Source organism: Coleofasciculus sp. B1-GNL1-01 (assembly GCF_040220235.1).
Classification (GTDB): Bacteria; Cyanobacteriota; Cyanobacteriia; order Cyanobacteriales; family Coleofasciculaceae; genus Coleofasciculus.
In genome coordinates, this window is the sequence record NZ_JAVJTO010000132.1 from 1 (window position 1) to 17,389 (window position 17,389).

At 44.0% G+C, this 17,389-nt stretch carries 14 protein-coding genes and 1 pseudogene; all 15 read left to right on the forward strand.

Translation table 11 applies throughout. From position 1 onward, the window contains the following. Positions 1 to 401 precede the first annotated feature (401 nt). On the forward strand, positions 402 to 1,691 hold the full coding sequence (locus RID53_RS30695) for an ABC transporter ATP-binding protein (protein ID WP_446391758.1): 1,290 nt from the start codon (positions 402 to 404) through the stop codon (positions 1,689 to 1,691). 136 nt (positions 1,692 to 1,827) lie between these two features. Then, positions 1,828 to 3,138, forward strand: coding sequence for a class I SAM-dependent methyltransferase (locus RID53_RS30700; RefSeq protein WP_446391701.1), 1,311 nt, complete (start codon positions 1,828 to 1,830; stop codon positions 3,136 to 3,138). Then, positions 3,135 to 4,175, forward strand: a complete 1,041-nt coding sequence (locus RID53_RS30705; protein WP_446391702.1) for a glycosyltransferase family 4 protein — start codon at positions 3,135 to 3,137, stop codon at positions 4,173 to 4,175. The genes RID53_RS30700 and RID53_RS30705 overlap by 4 nt, the downstream gene beginning before the upstream one ends. 17 nt (positions 4,176 to 4,192) lie before the next feature. Further along, positions 4,193 to 5,107, forward strand: coding sequence for a class I SAM-dependent methyltransferase (locus RID53_RS30710; protein WP_446391703.1), 915 nt, complete (start codon positions 4,193 to 4,195; stop codon positions 5,105 to 5,107). Between the two features lie 3 nt (positions 5,108 to 5,110). Further along, complete coding sequence (locus tag RID53_RS30715; protein WP_446391704.1) at positions 5,111 to 7,501, forward strand: glycosyltransferase family 4 protein; 2,391 nt, start codon at positions 5,111 to 5,113, stop codon at positions 7,499 to 7,501. A 134-nt stretch (positions 7,502 to 7,635) separates the two neighbouring features. Further along, on the forward strand, positions 7,636 to 10,395 hold the full coding sequence (locus tag RID53_RS30720; protein ID WP_446391705.1) for a YfhO family protein: 2,760 nt from the start codon (positions 7,636 to 7,638) through the stop codon (positions 10,393 to 10,395). A gap of 223 nt (positions 10,396 to 10,618) precedes the next feature. Further along, positions 10,619 to 11,608 carry a GDP-mannose 4,6-dehydratase gene (locus RID53_RS30725; protein WP_446391706.1) on the forward strand — a complete coding sequence of 330 codons (990 nt, stop codon included), beginning with the start codon at positions 10,619 to 10,621 and terminating at the stop codon, positions 11,606 to 11,608. 11 nt (positions 11,609 to 11,619) lie between these two features. Then, positions 11,620 to 12,336, forward strand: a complete 717-nt coding sequence (locus tag RID53_RS30730; protein WP_446391707.1) for a sugar phosphate nucleotidyltransferase — start codon at positions 11,620 to 11,622, stop codon at positions 12,334 to 12,336. After that, positions 12,333 to 13,250: an NAD-dependent epimerase/dehydratase family protein gene (locus RID53_RS30735; protein ID WP_446391708.1), complete on the forward strand. Its 918-nt coding sequence runs from the start codon at positions 12,333 to 12,335 to the stop codon at positions 13,248 to 13,250. The genes RID53_RS30730 and RID53_RS30735 overlap by 4 nt, the downstream gene beginning before the upstream one ends. Then, on the forward strand, positions 13,247 to 14,194 hold the full coding sequence (locus tag RID53_RS30740; RefSeq protein ID WP_446391709.1) for a glycosyltransferase family 2 protein: 948 nt from the start codon (positions 13,247 to 13,249) through the stop codon (positions 14,192 to 14,194). The genes RID53_RS30735 and RID53_RS30740 overlap by 4 nt, the downstream gene beginning before the upstream one ends. Then, a complete protein-coding gene (locus RID53_RS30745) occupies positions 14,187 to 15,029 on the forward strand; it encodes a class I SAM-dependent methyltransferase (protein ID WP_446391710.1) in 843 nt (280 codons plus the stop codon). Before RID53_RS30740 ends, RID53_RS30745 begins: the two co-directional genes overlap by 8 nt. A gap of 194 nt (positions 15,030 to 15,223) precedes the next feature. Beyond that, positions 15,224 to 15,631: a GtrA family protein gene (locus RID53_RS30750; RefSeq protein WP_446391711.1), complete on the forward strand. Its 408-nt coding sequence runs from the start codon at positions 15,224 to 15,226 to the stop codon at positions 15,629 to 15,631. Positions 15,632 to 15,646: 15 nt separating this feature from the next. After that, positions 15,647 to 16,810, forward strand: a complete 1,164-nt coding sequence (locus RID53_RS30755; protein WP_446391712.1) for a glycosyltransferase family 4 protein — start codon at positions 15,647 to 15,649, stop codon at positions 16,808 to 16,810. Between the two features lie 26 nt (positions 16,811 to 16,836). Continuing rightward, entirely contained in the window at positions 16,837 to 17,151 is a 315-nt protein-coding gene (locus tag RID53_RS30760) for a hypothetical protein (RefSeq protein ID WP_446391713.1), read from the forward strand. A gap of 37 nt (positions 17,152 to 17,188) precedes the next feature. Then, positions 17,189 to 17,371 (forward strand): annotated as a pseudogene (locus RID53_RS30765) (MerR family transcriptional regulator); the annotation flags it as partial. Positions 17,372 to 17,389 lie beyond the last annotated feature (18 nt).

Genomic DNA, 17,389 nt, shown 5'->3' on the forward strand with positions numbered 1-17,389 from the left:
CCTTATCCCAGTATACTCCATTAATTAGCTACCATCAGGACGGTTTCTAAGACTCGCAGCTAAAGCTGCTATGCTGGACGCTTCGCTCGGTTTCATCCCTCGGTTAAAACACGAGGGCTTTCACCATCGCTATCATGTAAGTCTTAAAGATGTTGGAACTGCACAGGGAAAGCAGGGGTCAGTACTGGCAAGACCCAAGGAGCATATTACCTTTGTCGGCTGGGTAACGCTTACGCCCCACCCAACCTCCAAGAACATTTTGTGTTATGACATACTCCCAAGACCTAGCGAGGTGCGCTAGGCAAGTTTATTTGATACTGTTTTAGTGTGGTGTGTGAATTGAACAGCGACGCAATTAGCGTCAGCTAATGTCCTCTAGAGGTGACTACAACCGTACTGGTGTGATGAGTGAGATCGCGATTTCATTGACAAATATCTCCAAGTGCTATAGGCGCTATAACCGTCCCATCGATAGACTCAAAGAAATAGTACTGCCAGGAAAGAGCCGCGCCCAAGCGTTTTGGGCATTGCGCGATATTAACCTGGAAGTTATCCGAGGGGAGACTCTGGGCATTGTGGGACAGAATGGTTCAGGGAAAAGTACCCTGCTACAGATCATCGCCGGAACGCTGACACCAACGACAGGTGAGGTGTGGGTCAATGGTCGAGTTTCTGCCTTATTGGAGTTAGGGAGTGGGTTCAATCCCGAGTTTACCGGGCGACAGAATGTCTTTTTTAATGGTCAAATTCTGGGATTAAGTCGGGAAGAGATAGAAGCAAAGTTTGATAGCATTGCAGCGTTTGCTGATATCGGTGACTTCCTTGACCAACCGGTCAAAACCTATTCCAGTGGAATGGTGGTTCGCCTCGCCTTTGCCGTGGTAGCGAATATCGATCCCACAATATTAATCGTAGACGAAGCCTTGGCTGTTGGTGATGCCCGATTCCAAGCACGTTGTATGAAACGAATTCGCCAGCTTAAAGAGCAAGGAGTGACCATTCTTTTTGTCTCCCACGATTCAGCCAGCGTTAAAATGCTCTGTAATCGGGTGGCGCTGATGAATTATGGTTCAATCATTGAGGTGGGTACTCCTAAAACAGTCATTGACCATTATATTGCTCTATTGAGTTCAGAGAATACACGAAATAATCAAGAGATTCTTTCACCCAGAAAAAGACTTGAGTTGAATCAGGAAAACCAATCCTATAGAAAGACAGATTGTTTCCAGAAACATAGACATGGCAACCAACTCGCTGTCATCAATGATGTCAATATTTTAAATGCCAATAACCGCCAGGTTAAAACGATTGAAACAGGGTCGTCATTTCAGGTTTTGCTTCGCTTACAGGTCAAAGCTAAGTTATCTGATCTGGTCATAGGTATTTCCATTAGAAATCTGATGGGGTTAGTGATGTATGGAACAAATACCAAATTAATGAACTGCCAATTACCTAAATCAGACATTGGACAGACAGTGAGTGTTCGATTTCAACTCCCTTGTTATCTGCATAAAGGCGTTTACACAGTAACCGTAGGCATCCACTCTGAGGAAGGATTGAGTTATGATTGGATTGATGATTTAGCTGTTTTTGAGGTGGTTAATGGCAATCACTGTGAAGGGGTTGTTGATCTAAACCCGATCATAAAAGTTGATGTAGAGACTAATGACGTTCTTTGTCTAATGTCTTAAAAATTTAGGGTGGTAAGTACCTGGACATGAATTCCGTCTGCTGTACTAAGCAATGTAAAAAAGCTGATCGTTGCCTGTTGCCTGTTGCCTAATCTCAACCTTTAACTTTAATCAAAGTCTGACTACTTATCCAGTTATGATGGAATCCAATAATTCAGCAATTAATGTAGATCAATTGATCAAAAAAATTAGAGAAGAGGTTGCTCATCGTCAGCCTATTTCAGAGAGAAACTTGGAGACAATTAAAGTTGTCTCAGTCAATCAGACTCTAACTCTAAGTCACATAGAGAATTTACTGCATAACGCTCAGTTAAAGTCTCAGATTCGCACCGAATTTCCTAAAAAACTGAACCGTTTCCCCTTTTCCCTAAGCCAACCGTTACAGAAATTGGCGCTAAAGCTGTACTCGTTTCTATTTAAAGAGCAACGGGCGATTAATTTTTCTTTAATTGAAGCCATCAGAGAGTCCCTGACCCTAAACCGAAAACTCATTGATCAAGTCATGGATTTCCAAGGGCAAGTCATGGATCTCCAAGGGCAAGTCATGAATCTCCAAGGGCAAGTGAAGGAAATAAGCGCTTATCTTACTGCAACAGAAAAGCATCTCAATGAACAGTTGCAAGCGATGGATGAACATTATATCAAAAATGATAGCTATCTCAAGAATGACTTAACGCAACAGAAGCGGCTAATTACCTTATTTTTAGAAGCAGCGCGACAGCGTTTACCAGAATCTTTCACTGTAGATCAACTGCAAACGTTGAGCAATGAAGAGCCGCACCAACTCGATGCCTTTTATGTGGCTTTTGAAGACCAATTTCGGGGAAGTCGCGAGGAGATTCGGAATACGTTAAATGTCTACCTACCCGTGATTGAAGATGCCAAACTTGGTACACCAGAATCCCCCATTTTAGATGTGGGGTGCGGCAGGGGTGAGTGGCTAGAATTGCTGCGGGAATCGGGATATTCAGCGCGGGGGATAGATATAAATAGAGTGATGCTAGAACAATGCAATACAATAGGTCTTGAGGTGATAGAAGCAGACGCGATCGCGTATTTACAGAATTTGCCTGATCATAGTTTAGGGGCAGTCACTGGCTTTCATTTGATTGAACACTTACAGTTTGCTGTTCTCATGAAACTATTCGATGAGACGATGCGGGTTTTGCAGCCCGGTGGGTTGATCATTTTTGAAACACCTAACCCCCGCAATCTTTTCGTCGGATCAGGAGATTTTTACCGCGATCCGACTCATGTTAATCCCATCCATCCTGATACAATTGCTTACATCGCCATCTTAAAAGGTTTTATGAATGCCGAGTCCTATTTTTTTGCCGAACAAGACAATGGGTTGCAACTTTTAGCCTCATCAAACGTGAAATTTGATACCTTAGAGAGTTATCTGAGTATTTCTCGTGACTTTGCTTTAATTGGGTACAAGCCATGAGAATTGCGATCGCGACGGTTCAAGTCCCGTTTATTCGTGGCGGTGCCGAGATGTTGGCGGCGGGTTTAGTTGAGGCTATCCGCCAAGCCGGTCACGAAGCGGACGTTATATCCATGCCCTTTCATTTTTATCCGGTGAGGGAAGTCAAACGGAGTATGGAGATATGGAATAGTGAGAATTTTGCCGCGATCAATGGCTATAATATTGATTTAGCGATTTGCTTAAAGTTTCCTACCTTTTATCTGAAACATTCGGATAAAGTGGCTTGGATTATTCACCAACATCGTGCCGTTTATGACTTGTGGGATACTTTTTTTACCCAAGAGTTATCCCATAGTGATGAAGGCAAGGAGTTAAGAGACGAGATTATCCAACGGGATACCCATGCCTTCCAAGGGTTCAAAAAGGTATTTACGATTGCGAAAACGGTTTCTAATCGTCTGCAATATTTTAATAAAATTGACTCAACTGCCCTCTATAATCCGCCCAAACTCGCGAATTATTTTTACACGGCTGCTGCTGAACCCTATATTTTTTTCCCCAGTCGCCTCGAAAATCTCAAGCGACAGGATCTATTGATTAAAGCGATGACCTATGTTAAATCACCAACAGTGGCTTTACTGGCAGGAGAGGGTGGACAAAAACCTAATTTACTGCAAATGATTGAAGCGTTTGACCTACAGCAACGAGTGAAACTCATGGGACGAATTAGCGATGAAGATATGTTAGCATTTTATGCTCACTGCTTAGGTGTATTTTTTGGGGTTCACAATGAAGATTATGGCTATGTTACATTGGAAGCGATGTTGGCGGCAAAGCCAGTCATTACTTGTACCGATTCTGGCGGTTCACTGGAGTTCGTGATCAATCACCAAACTGGGTTAGTCGTTGAACCGGAACCTGAGGCGATCGCGCAGGCGATTGATCAGTTATACTTCAATCAAAAAGCAGCGGCTGAAATGGGAAAAGCTGGATTAGAACGATATCAGTTCCTGAATATATCCTGGGAGAATGTAGTGCAGAATCTTTTATATTAAAAGTTGAGGTTCATTTAATGAATGCTTTATTCAAAATCCTCTCCAAACTCAATCCAATTAAACCAGATAACTCGAACTATATCTATCGCCCCGACGTGATTGCTCTGAGTTTTGCCGCAGGTATGGCATCCCTACAAAAATCTGGATGGAACGTTGTCCCCACAGCAATTGACAATACTTCCCCTGCAAAAGTCCGTAACATTCTCAGACTGGCTCACAAGGCGGGGATGAAGTTTTGTGACTATGAGATTAATTGGGGTAATTATCAAAAATACTTTAATAATGCCGAATACAAAACCCGGTATCCTGACTACTATCGGGGTAATCAAGTTGAAAAATCTCTTGAGCATTATCTTACCCTTACTCTATTAAACGTGAGCGCGGAAGACATATTTATAGATATCGCCAGTGAACAATCTCCCATCCCAGAAATTTATCGCCGACTAACGGGTGCGACGACCTATAGCCAAGACATTATGTACCCACCGGGGATTAAGAGCAATCAAATTGGCGGAGATGCCTGTTCCATGCCTGTACCCAATAATTTTGCCTCCAAGGCGGCTTTAACTTGCTCTCTCGAACATTTTGAAGCTGATGCAGATACTCGCTTATTTGATGAATTATCTCGCGTTCTCAAGCCCGGTGGGAAAGTGTGCGTGGTTCCTTTTTACCTGTATGAACAAGCGGCGACTCAAACAGATCCCACAGTCAGCGCGACGGCAGGTGTCATCTTTGATCCAGACACAACCCTATACTGCGCTCAAGGATGGGGAAACCGACATGGGAGATTTTATAGTCCCGATTCTTTTTACCAACGAATTATCAAGCCAGTCCAAGATCGGTTCAAATTTGAGTTTTACTATCTGCAAAATGCTGCCGATGTCGATCCGTCAGTATATGCCCGCTTTGCCTTCACGGCAACCCGTCTATAGCCGATGAAAATTGCGATTATTGCTCCGAGTCCAGTTCCGTTTACAATTGGGGGTGCGGAAAATCTCTGGTGGGGACTCTTAAATTCGATTAACCAGGACACTCCCTATCAGGCTGAGTTGGTGAAAATACCGAGTCCAGAACGAAATTTCTGGGAGTTGATTGATAGCTACAGGCATTTCTCAAACCTTGACCTGACTCATTTCGATTTGATCATTTCAGGAAAGTACCCGGCTTGGATGGTGCAACATGGCAACCACGTTTGCTATATGTTACATCGGTTGCGCGGATTATATGATACTTATCACTTGACTGGTTGCCCAGAAAACTATGTGACCCCGCATAAAGAGATTAGGGGTCTACAGGAATTCATGGGGCATAATCAAGGGGTAAGAACGGCACTGAACGAATTCTTTGATCGGTTAGACCAGCTACGGCGCTGCCCAGATTTACCCCTAGATACCTTTAAGTTTCCCGGTTCACTCGCACGAGAGATTGTGCATTTTTTGGATGGTATTGCCTTGAAACCCGACGCGATCGCCAAGTATGCTGCCATCTCTCATACTGTAGCCAATCGCGCCAATTACTTTCCCGTTGATAGTTCTGTTCATGTCATCTATCCGCCCTCAAATCTGAAGTTTTTTCACCGAGGCAATAGCGATTACCTCTTCACCGTCAGCCGACTCGATAGACCGAAACGAGTTCGCTTATTAGTGGAGGCAATGCAGTATGTTAAATCTAATATCAACCTGAAAATTGCTGGAACTGGTCCTGATGCGGATAGTCTCAAGCAACTCGCAGGCGATGATCAACGAATTATTTTTCTGGGGTTTGTTAATGACCAACAACTCACAGAGCTGTATGCTGATGCTTTAGCTGTACTGTATGTTCCTTACAACGAAGATTATGGGCTAGTGACGATAGAAGCCATGATGAGTGCTAAACCTGTAATCACCACCACTGATTCCGGGGGTCCGAATGAGTTTGTTCGCAATGAAGAAACTGGCTATTCTGTTCCACCTGATCCTGAGGCGATCGCCCAACGGATTGATTATCTGTGTGAACATTTACAGGAAGCTCAACAGATGGGGCTTATCGGTCGTAAGTTAGTGCAAGATATTACCTGGGAAAATACAGTTGCCAAACTCCTAGGTGACGCGCAGCAATACATCACAACTATAGCCCGAAACGAGCGCAAAAAAATTACAGTTGCTCTTACGTTTCCTGTGTTTCCGCCTCGGGGAGGTGGTCAAATCCGGGTGTTTCATCTGTACCGTTATCTCGCCCGTTGGTTCGATATCGAATTTGTCACGTTTACTCACGCTCATGAAGTCCCGTTTAGAGGTGAAATTGCCCCAGGTGTGTGGGAAATCCGCATTCCCAAGTCAGCTCAACATCAACGGGAAGAGTTAGGGATTGAGCAACAGGTTGGGGTGCCGATTACCGATATCGTGATGCCACAACTCTATCAGTTGACGCCGGCTTATGTTGAGGCGTTAAGAGCGTCTACGGCAACGTCCGATTTTATTGTGGCTTGTCACCCTTATCTGTTGCCAGCGATTCAAGCCGTCAGTAATCAGCCGATTTGGTATGAAGCACAGGATGTGGAAGTGGCGCTAAAACAAAGTGTTCTGCCTGATAATCCTACGGGGCAGAAATTACTTGACGCGACTCGCCAGGTTGAGCAGGAATGCTGTCAGGCAAGTAATTTAATTTGGGTGTGTTGTCAAGAGGATGCTCAATGTTTAAACCGAATTTATGGTGTAGATTCCAGCAAAATTTTGGACGTGCCGAATGGGGTGGATATAGAAATGGTTAATTACGTTTCTATAGAAGAACGCCATTCCTGGAAATCTCAGTTAGGCTTAAAGGCTAATAGTTTTACGGCATTGTTTATGGGGAGCTGGCACAGCCCGAATTTGGCAGCAGTGGGTCATATTTTTCTTATGGCTGAGCAACTCCCTCAGGTGAACTTTCTAATTATTGGTAGCGTGGGTTTGGCGTTTAAGCATCAAAAAAGACCTGCAAATGTTGGCTTTATGGATGTCGTTGATGACGAAACTAAAGCGGTTACCCTAGGTTTGGCTGATGTGGCACTCAACCCCGTCACCTTTGGCTCTGGCACTAATCTGAAAATGCTGGAATACTTTGCCTCTGGTGTTCCGGTGATCTCGACACCCATTGGTGTCAGAGGTTTAGGGGTAGAAGCGGGAAAACACTGTATCGTGGTGGATATTGAGGACTTTGCTGAGGCGATCGCGGATCTAAACGCCGAAAAATTGACAAATAAAGAACTTTGTGTTAAAAATGCCCGACAGTATGTTCAAGAGAATTTTGATTGGCAGGTGATATCCCAGCGATTGTTTAACCGTTTAACTCAGTTGAATTTGGTGTGAGGTGAGGGGTGAAATTGATCAGCTTCAGCACAAAAAAATTATTTCAGTCTGGCATCCTTCATTCGCTCTCAGTCGTTCTCTTTTTTGCGCTCCTTTACACCCTTTTCTTTGCGCCAGTCATCTTCTCAGGGCGATTGCTTGCCCCAGGAGATGGAATTGTTTTTTATGTTCCCGCGTTTTACTCGATCCGCACCTTATGGACGGATCTGATTCTGTCGGGTTTTCCGGTAGCCGCCGATCCCCAGATTCAGACATGGTATCCGATTTCTCTAGTCTTTTCGCTTATTCCTAACTCTTGGAATGCCTTTGTTCTCTCCGCTTATATATTAGCGAGCTGCTTTACTTATGGCTATGTTTACAGCCTCACCCAGTTGCGATTGGCAGCCTTAGTCAGTGGCATTATCTACGGGATGAGTGGCTTTATGATGGCTCATTTGGGTCATACGGTGATCATTCATGGGGCGGCGTGGATGCCCCTGCTGATTTGGACGGCAGACAGGTTGCGCGATCGCATCCGTCCCCTGTGGTTTGTCGTCGGTGCTTTGGCTGTGAGTTGTAGTGTTTTGGCAGGACATCCCCAAATTTCTTTTTATAGCTTGGGTCTGAGTACAATCTATGCCCTTTGCCGCCTAGGCAAAGCACCCGTGGGTCGCTGGAGGTATTATGGAACTTATTTGGCGGTTATTGCCCTAGGCATAAGTCTGACGGCTATTCAACTGATTCCCACAGCCGAGTTGTCAGGACTGGGATTGCGATCGCGGATGACGTTCAATCAGTTTATTAGCTTTTCGTTGCCGATCGAACAAATTCCGCAGTTTCTGTTTCCCTATCTGTTCGGTGGCGGTGGACCCTTCAATTCCTTTTACGATCCCCCTTATTTTGGCGGCTGGAATCTCGCCGAAATGACGGGTTATATGGGATTACTGCCTCTACTCTTGGCGATAGTTGGATTTATCGTACATCGGGATCGACCCATTGCCTGGTTTTGGTTAGGTGCGGGTGCGATCGCCTTCTTACTCGTCTTGGGGAAACCGTTGGCTTATTTGACCTACCATCTGCCTGTCTACAACAAGTTTCGCGCCCCAGCGCGACACCTGATTGAAGTGGCTTTGGCGGTGAGTGTGCTGGCAGGTTTGGGTGTTGCGGCTATTCAAAGAAAAGCTGTTTCCCAACGTTTGAGCTTCAAGATCGTTAAGATCAGCGCTGGCGTTTTCCTAATTACCTTAACCAGTATTGTCATTTTTTCTGGTGCGCTAGAGTCAGAAGCCGTAGCAGCGGGTTCTCAACCCCTGAGTTTTCTGCCCTGGACAAATCCTGCCGTTGGAGTCCCCCTAGTCATTTTTTTGCTGGCAATAACCGTTATTTTCTACTCAATTCACGCCAAACCCTCTCAATGGGGTGTTCTTGCCCTGTTATTGCTAGTGATTGATCTGGGTAGTTTCGGTTGGTTTTATGAGTGGCGGTATGCTGCACCAAGTCAGGATGCCTTAACCCCGACGACTGCTATTGCCCAATACCGAGACATACTAACTCAAAGTCAGCAGCGGATCTTAACGCCCAGAGGAGCAACCGGAAATTTCCATGAAATGCCGCCCAATCTCTCCCGGATTTGGGGAGTTCCCAGCGCTAGCGGTTACGGACCATTGATGTTATCCCGATATAGCGAGTTATTTCCCATGGGAACAACCGGAAATGATTGGGGGCAATGGGCAGGAGCCTCTAACCGTACCTTGGATTTGATGGCTGTGCGCTATATTCTCATCCCTCCTTGGGGATTGACCCCTGTAACCAACAGCCAAGGCATCGGTTGGCATAGCGAGGATATGAGCCTCAGCCTGGGGAAAGATTGTCTGACTAATCCGTCGAACTCGGTTAAATTTTATGTACCCTCTCAGCCTCAAGCAACAGCGATTGGAATTGTCAGTGCAATGGCTTGCTCCCAAGGGTTGCCTAATGATGCACAAGTCTTGCGAATCTCAGTACAGGATGTCACCGGAGAGACTGTAACTCAGACCCTGCGTGCTGGCAGAGATACGGCGGAATGGGCTGATGACTGTAGCGATGTACGACCTCAAGTGCAGCATAAACGAGCGCCCATCTTTAGCAGTGTTCCCCATAAACGACCCTCTTTTCCCGATTGTGAGCGGCACAATTACCTCAGCGTGCTACCCCTAAACCTGATGCATCCGGTTCAGGACATCCAGTTGGAATGGATTGGCGCATCGGGTGCAATTACCCTTCATAAGATGAGTTTGATTAATCAGTCAACCGGGCAATCCTACCCGATTACAGAAGTCTCCAGCGCTTTAGCCAACCCAACTCGGTGGCGGCGGATGCCGGATATTCCAGCTTCTGGAGAAAAACCCTCAAATGCTGGAGGCTACTGGGGCGCTCAGGTTTATGAGAATCGGCGAGCTATGCCTAGAGCCTGGTTAGTTCCAGAGGTTGTCAGCGCCAAGCCTAACCAGATCCTTGAGGCGATTCAATCCTCTCGATTACCGGATGGGCGTCCTTACGAACCAACTCAGGTGGCTTTGGTTGAAGTACCCCTCAACTTTAAAGCCAAAAATCCCGACTTGGCAGCTACTGCCCAAGTTTTGAGTCTATCGAATACCCAAATTGAGGTGCAAACGGATTCCACTTCTCCGGCTTTCCTGGTGTTAAGTGATGTGTATTACCCCGGTTGGAGAGCCACAATTGATGGTAAACCGACGCCTATCTTTCAAACAAACTATGTCCTGCGAGGTGTTCAAGTTCCCGCCGGAAACCATCGGGTTACCTTTGAGTTCAATCCGGTCAGTTTTCATATTGGCTTGGGCGTGAGTAGTGCATCTCTGGTTTTGTTGGGCTATTCAGCATGGAAACTTTCGCGAAGCCAGGAACGACATAACTGATTTAGACTCAATGGCACTGAAAAGCGTGCATTTGGAGATCACCAAAACCCTTACTATACCGTAGGCACTGCCCACCAGCTTTAATCTGCGTTCCCTTCGATTTAGACTTCCTTGATCCAGTTATCAGGGTATATTCAGCAGACTACTATATACTCTGTATTGCAGCCCATGGAGGGATGGCGCGATCGCAAGTCTTCTCCATCAATTAAGTAAGGAGAGAGGAATGAAGTGGACGGGCAAAAACGTTGTCGTGACTGGTGCAGGTGGCTTCATTGGTAGTCATCTATGTGAAGCGTTGCTCGAAGCAGGCGCTCAAGTTACAGCAATCATCCGCTACAACTCGCAAAACAATTGGGGTAATCTGGAACTATTGTCGCCCCAACATCGAGCCGCCCTGAATGTCGTCGCTGGCAATATTGAGGATGGTGATTTTGTCAATCGCCAGGTCAAAAACCAGCACGTTATTTTTCATCTGGCGGCGCTAATCGGGATACCTTATTCCTATATTGCTCCCCGCAGCTATATTCGCACCAATATCGAAGGGACGATGAATGTCCTAGAAGCAGGACGCAACTTCGACCTCGAACGGATTGTTCATACATCAACCTCAGAAACTTACGGTACTGCTAAATATACCCCCATTGACGAAAACCATCCCTTGCAGGGTCAATCTCCCTACTCGGCGTCTAAAATTGGCGCTGATAAAATGGCTGAAAGCTATTACCTATCCTTTGGTCTACCCGTTTCCACGATTCGACCCTTTAATACCTATGGTCCGCGTCAGTCAGCCCGCGCCGTGATTCCCACTATCATCAGTCAAGCCTTAACCCAAAATCAAATCCGTTTAGGATCACTAGACCCAGTACGCGATTTGACTTATGTTAAGGACACAGTGAGGGGATTTATTAACGTGGCGGAATCGCAACAGACGATTGGCAAGGTGACGAATGTTGGTTTTGGTAAAGGGATTACGATTGGAGAATTAGCCAAAACAATTCTTTCCTTGATGGAGAGTGACAAACCCATTGTTCTCGATAACCGTCGAGTGCGTCCCAGTAAAAGCGAAGTATTCAAGCTCATCTGTGACAATACCCAAGCCCGGGAAAGAACGGGTTGGCAACCCCACTATTCACTGGAGGCTGGGTTAAAAGAAGTAATTACCTTTGTCTCAAATAACCAAACTCTTTTTAAATCAGAGCAGTATACGGTGTGAGGTTTAAATCAATGCAGGCTTTAATTCTCGCCGGCGGTCGAGGAACTCGGTTACATCCTTATACTACTGTGCTTCCTAAGCCGCTGATGCCCGTGGGTGACTATCCGATTTTGGAGATTATCTTACGACAACTTAAAGGTGCAGGAATCACGGATGTCATCCTGGCTGTGGGATATTTAAGCCAATTGCTTGAGGCTTTTTTTCAAAAGGGTGAACGTCTGGGCTTGAATATTAGCTATTCATTCGAGGAACGGGCTTTGGGAACTGCCGGTCCAATTGCTTTGGCGATGGATCAGTTAGAGGATGATTTTCTGGTTATGAATGGTGATTTAATGACAACATTAAAGTACCAGAATATCATGGCTTTTCATCAAGATCAGGGTGCAGCAGCCACCATTGGTATCTATCAACGGGATGTGAAGGTCGATTTTGGCGTCCTGGAAACCGATGCTCAAGGAAAGCTAGTGCGTTACGTGGAAAAACCCACCTATCATTTTGATGTCAGTATGGGCGTTAATGTTCTTAAGAAAAATGCCATCCAGCCTTATTTAAAAGTTGGTGAGTATTTAGATATTCCTGACCTAATGCGGAAATTATGTCAAGATGGTCATCCGGTTCATTGCTATCGTGAATCCTGTTACTGGCTGGATATTGGCAGAATGGACGACTATCGAACAGCCACTGAAATCTTTGAATCAAGACAAGCCGAATTTCTGCCTAATTTATGACAAAAGCCCTAATTACAGGTGGGGGTGGGTTTTGCGGACGGCATCTAATTTCTTATCTAGAACGTCAGGGTATAGAAATTTATACCCTTGGCACTCAACCCGCCTCTAAACATCATTACAATTTAACGGATACGGCTGACGTTTGTGCTCTAGCCAAAACCATTCAAGCTGTCCAGCCGAACTATGTGTTTCACTTAGCTGGTGTCGCCCGTTCTAGCAACCCCACGTTATTCTACCAGGTGAATACCGTCTATGGGGCGACACTCTTGCATGCCTTAGAGATTACAGGCTATCAGGATTGTCCTGTCCTGTTAGTGGGGACATCGGCTGAATATGGTTTAGTGAGTCCTGAACAAGTTCCCATTCATGAACAGACGCCAACCTGTCCTTATAGTCACTACGGGATTAGTAAACTTTCCCAAACGTTAATGGGACTTGCCTTATCCAGACAAGGGAGACCCTTAGTTATGGTCAGACCGTTTAATATAATTGGTGCTGGTATGCCTGAGTATCTGTCTATCCAAAGCTTTGTCCAGCAAATTACGGCAATCGCCCAAGGTCAACACCCTTCAATAATCAACGTCGGTAATTTAAGTAGTTCCAGAGATTTTATTGATATCCAAGAGGTGATTAAAATTTACTGGCAATTAATCCGGACACCAACAGCCTATGGACAGGTGATTAATGTTTGCTCGGGACAAGGTATACTCATGAGTGATCTACTGCACAAGCTGATCGAGATAGCTAATATCGATGTAGACATTCAAACCGATCCCGCCCGATTCAAACCTGTTGATGTTCCCGTTCATTATGGTAGCATTGAAAAATTGCAAATGCTGCTGGGTTATGCGCCCCAAACCAAGCTTGAGTCAGTGATACATTCAATCGTTTCGGAGATCAATACCCACCCATGAAAACCTTAACGATTATTAGCCCAGTTTACAACGAAGAAGAGGTGATCAACGATTTCTACACGGAACTTAGGGGGGTGCTAGCTGGATTATCACCGCGTTATGATTCCAAAATTTTATTTGTGGTTGACCGCAGCAGCGATGCGAGTTTTGAAATCTTAAAATCAATCGCTGAACAGGATAAAGCTGTACAGATTCTATTGATGTCGTCTCGGTTTGGTCATCAAATGTCACTCCTAGCCGGAATTGATCATAGTGATTCTGATGTTTTAATTATGCTAGATAGCGACTTACAGCATCCCCCGTCCTTGATTCCCAAAATGTTGATGAAGTATGAACAAGGCTATGATATTGTTTATACAATTCGCCAAGATTCTAAGGATATTAGTATTTTTAAACGCTTGACCTCTAAACTATTCTACAAAATCATCAACAAACTCTCAGACGTCCCCATCAATGAAAGTGCTGCAGATTTTAGATTAATATCTAACCGTGTAGCCAAAACATTTAAACATAAAATTCGAGAAAGAAACCAATTTCTGCGGGGTCTTTTTAGTTGGGTGGGGTTTAGAAGCACAAGTATTTATTTTCAAGTCAGGAAGCGGAGAGCAGGTCGGAGCAAATACTCACTAAACCGGATGATTCAGTTTGGATTAGAGGGAGTTGTTTCCTTTAGCAAAAAACCGCTCAAAGCCGCCATTATTACTGGCTTTATTTTTGCCCTATTTGGCTTTATCTATGCCCTTATATCCGTCGTTCAATATTTTATTTATGCCTCCCTGCCTTCGGGGTGGACAACTCTCGTCTTTTTAGTGTCAATATTTAGTGGAGTACAACTCATTTTTTTAGGTATAATCGGAGAATATATTGGCGCAATCTTTGATGAAGTTAAAGGGAGACCCCACTACATTATTGAAGACAAGGTAAATTTTAATCACGATGAATGAATGTATTGTTTGTGGAACGACGCAGCATGAATCGGTCTATAAAGGTCTGCTAAAATGCCAGCGGTGTGGTCATACGGTTGCTGATTTAAACCTGACTGATGCCGAACTATTTAAACTTTATAGCCGAAATTATTTCTTCGGAGAAGAGTATAGCGATTATGTCGCAGATAAAAAAGTCATGCAGAAGAATTTCAAGTTACGATTGAAAACACTGCAGACATTTCTCAACCCCACGTTTCACCGTAATTTACTGGAAATTGGCTGCGCTTACGGATTTTTCCTGGAGTTTGCCCAGCATGACTTTGATCACGTTCAGGGAATTGATATTACTGAAGAAGGTGTTCGATATGCCCGTGAAACCTTGCACCTTGATGCAATTCAGTCAGATTTGCTCAAGCATGACTTTGGTGAGCAAAAGTTTGATGTTGTCTGTATGTGGGATACAATCGAACATTTAGGTCAACCTCACTTCTATATTGAAAAGATCAGCAAACAGATGAATCCCGGTGGGCTTATCGCCATCACAACCGGTGACATTAGCAGTCTGAATGCCCGAATCAGAAGAAGCAATTGGCGATTAATTCATCCTCCGACTCATCTGCATTACTTTTCGGGCAAAACACTGGAAAAAATGCTCAACAATTATGGGTTTGATGTTGTTTACAATCGATATTGTGGTTTTTATCGGAGTGTGGACAATATTGCCTATAATATTTTTGTGCTGCGGCAAAATAATCCCAAACTGTATCATTGGCTGAAGCGACTCCGATTGACGGATTGGTATTTCTATCTGAACTTGTATGACATTATGTATGTCATTGCTAGGAAACGCTGAACTCAATATGATAAGTAGGTGGACACAATAAAGGCTAACGGTGGAGATCGTCATTCGTCATTTGTCATTTGTCCTTCGTAAGGGTTTGAGGCTTGTTTACAAAACTTAGTACAGTACTGTTTTCTTTTGTCCGACTACTTACATGTACTAGGATCAGACCATTTTTGCACAAAACGTTCAAGTAGGTTAAACCCATGAGATTAAAAAAATATAGAAAAGCAAAGCTTACCAAGAAATTTATTAGATATGCAATTGTTGGCGCAATAGGTACGGCTATCTATTTATTTATTCTAACGTTATTAATCGAATTTTTACGCTATGACCCAGTAATTAGTTCGACTTTGGCCTTTATCATTATTGTGATTATTTCTTATATCTTGAACTATAAGTGGACATTTAGAGCTAAAAGTAGACATCGGATTTCTTTCCCTCGTTACCTGACAGTCTCTTTTATCGGCTTATTATTAAATACGATAATTATGTTTCTAGCGGTGAATGTTTTTTCGATCTGGTATGGACTTGCCCAAGTAATTGCCATAGTTTTAATTCCTATCAGCAATTTTATATTAAACTTTTATTGGTCATTTAAAAGTAAAAATTAGCGGATTTTTGAATTCATGCTAAAAATTGTCATTGATGCCACTCCTGTTCAACCCAATCCTAGTGGAGTTGGTCTTTACGTCTTAAATTTAATTGAATCCCTACTCAAGCTACAAGTCCAGGAAAATTTTCAACTGGGCATTGCTTACCAACCAGGCTTCAAAAATTGGCTGCGTGGCTGTTTCTCCCTTCCCGACTCTCTACAACAAGTTTCTCCTATTTACTTAGTTCCTATACCCGTTCGAGTCTCAAACCTTATCTTATCTCTTCCAGCTAACATTGTTTCCCAGTATTTTGAGAATTGCCTGGGTTCACCCGATATTGTTCAGGGAACCAATTATTCCGTGTATCCCTGTAAAAATAGCCAAAGAATTATTAATATTTATGATTTAAGCTTTATCAAATATCCTGACTATATTGATTCTACAGTTGCCACCTATAAAAAACGAATTAAGAGATACTTACAGTGGACTGACTTAATTCTCACGATTTCCGAAAGCTCTAAACGCGATATTGTGAACTATTTAGGAGTCAATCATCAACAGATTTATGTCACCCCCCTAGCTAGCCGCTATTCATCAGGTTACTTGAAAAACTATCTTAGAAATCAGGTCATGGAATCCATTGACTATGACTTTTCACAACCTTACCTTCTGTTTGTGAGTACCATAGAACCCCGAAAGAATATTCAAACCTTAATTAATGCCTTTAACTTACTAAAACAAACCGTTAAGCTAGAGCATCACTTAGTCTTAATTGGTAGAAAAGGGTGGCATTATCAACCGATATTTTACGCTATTGAAAACTCTCCCTGGAGTCACCATATTCATCATTTGAACTACCTATCAGATGAACAGGTTGCCTTTTTCTACTCTAAAGCCGATGTCTTTGTTTATCCCTCCCACTACGAAGGGTTTGGTCTTCCGGTTCTCGAAGCCATGACCCTTGGTGCTCCTGTGGTTACTTCCAATACCTCCTCTTTACCTGAAGTCGCTGGTGATGCAGCCCTTCTCATTGATCCGAACGACTCCATACAGTTAGCTGAGGCTATTTTAAAAATCATCAGTGACACTCAATTCCGCCAAGAATTAATTCACAAAGGCAAAGCAAGAGCTAAACTATTCTCTTGGGAAAGAACGGCACAAGAAACCCTAAACGCCTATAAATCTATACTCAGTTAATAAATTCTTTAATCCATCATTTAACCTTGTCTTCCCCCCTATTAGTCAACCTTTCCATCCTCTTTGCTCAACCCACTGGCATCGCCACCTATGCTGCCAACCTATTCTCCTACTTAAAACCCCTAGATCCCACCCTACTCATTTCACCTCTCACGTCAAACCACTTCCCCCTCGCCTCTGACTTTCACAGCTACCCTGTTCCCGCCAACCTCAGCCCTGCCCATGGAACAAAAGGACACTTCCGTCGCCTGTTATGGACTCAATTCAAACACCCATTCCCCAGCATCCCGATATCCTCGCGTTGGGGTTCACTAACAGTCCGTAAATATCTAGACAATTAGTGACATAACTGGACATTTTCTATGATATAATCAGGAAATGTCTAGTTTAACTGCCCAAGAAGCGGCTACTCGACTAGGTGTGACGGTCTTGCACGTTGCACCGATGGCAACTCAACGGCTCTCATTCGATCTTCTCGGACGGCTGGCGGTCCGGAGTCGATATGATATTGTTGACTTAATTGGCAATAAATCGGGTAACGAATTAACCGTTGGCGTAGCCGCGAGTATCTAGTCAGAA

Excerpts from the sequence above, each read along its gene's own strand:
- RID53_RS30700 (WP_446391701.1), top strand. The coding sequence starts at position 1,828 with ATGATGGAATCCAATAATTCAGCAATTAATGTAGATCAATTGATCAAA.
- RID53_RS30705 (WP_446391702.1), top strand. The coding sequence starts at position 3,135 with ATGAGAATTGCGATCGCGACGGTTCAAGTCCCGTTTATTCGTGGCGGT.
- RID53_RS30710 (WP_446391703.1), top strand. The coding sequence starts at position 4,193 with ATGAATGCTTTATTCAAAATCCTCTCCAAACTCAATCCAATTAAACCA.
- RID53_RS30715 (WP_446391704.1), top strand. The coding sequence starts at position 5,111 with ATGAAAATTGCGATTATTGCTCCGAGTCCAGTTCCGTTTACAATTGGG.
- RID53_RS30725 (WP_446391706.1), top strand. The coding sequence starts at position 10,619 with ATGAAGTGGACGGGCAAAAACGTTGTCGTGACTGGTGCAGGTGGCTTC.
- RID53_RS30730 (WP_446391707.1), top strand. The coding sequence starts at position 11,620 with ATGCAGGCTTTAATTCTCGCCGGCGGTCGAGGAACTCGGTTACATCCT.
- RID53_RS30735 (WP_446391708.1), top strand. The coding sequence starts at position 12,333 with ATGACAAAAGCCCTAATTACAGGTGGGGGTGGGTTTTGCGGACGGCAT.
- RID53_RS30740 (WP_446391709.1), top strand. The coding sequence starts at position 13,247 with ATGAAAACCTTAACGATTATTAGCCCAGTTTACAACGAAGAAGAGGTG.
- RID53_RS30745 (WP_446391710.1), top strand. The coding sequence starts at position 14,187 with ATGAATGAATGTATTGTTTGTGGAACGACGCAGCATGAATCGGTCTAT.
- RID53_RS30750 (WP_446391711.1), top strand. The coding sequence starts at position 15,224 with ATGAGATTAAAAAAATATAGAAAAGCAAAGCTTACCAAGAAATTTATT.
- RID53_RS30755 (WP_446391712.1), top strand. The coding sequence starts at position 15,647 with ATGCTAAAAATTGTCATTGATGCCACTCCTGTTCAACCCAATCCTAGT.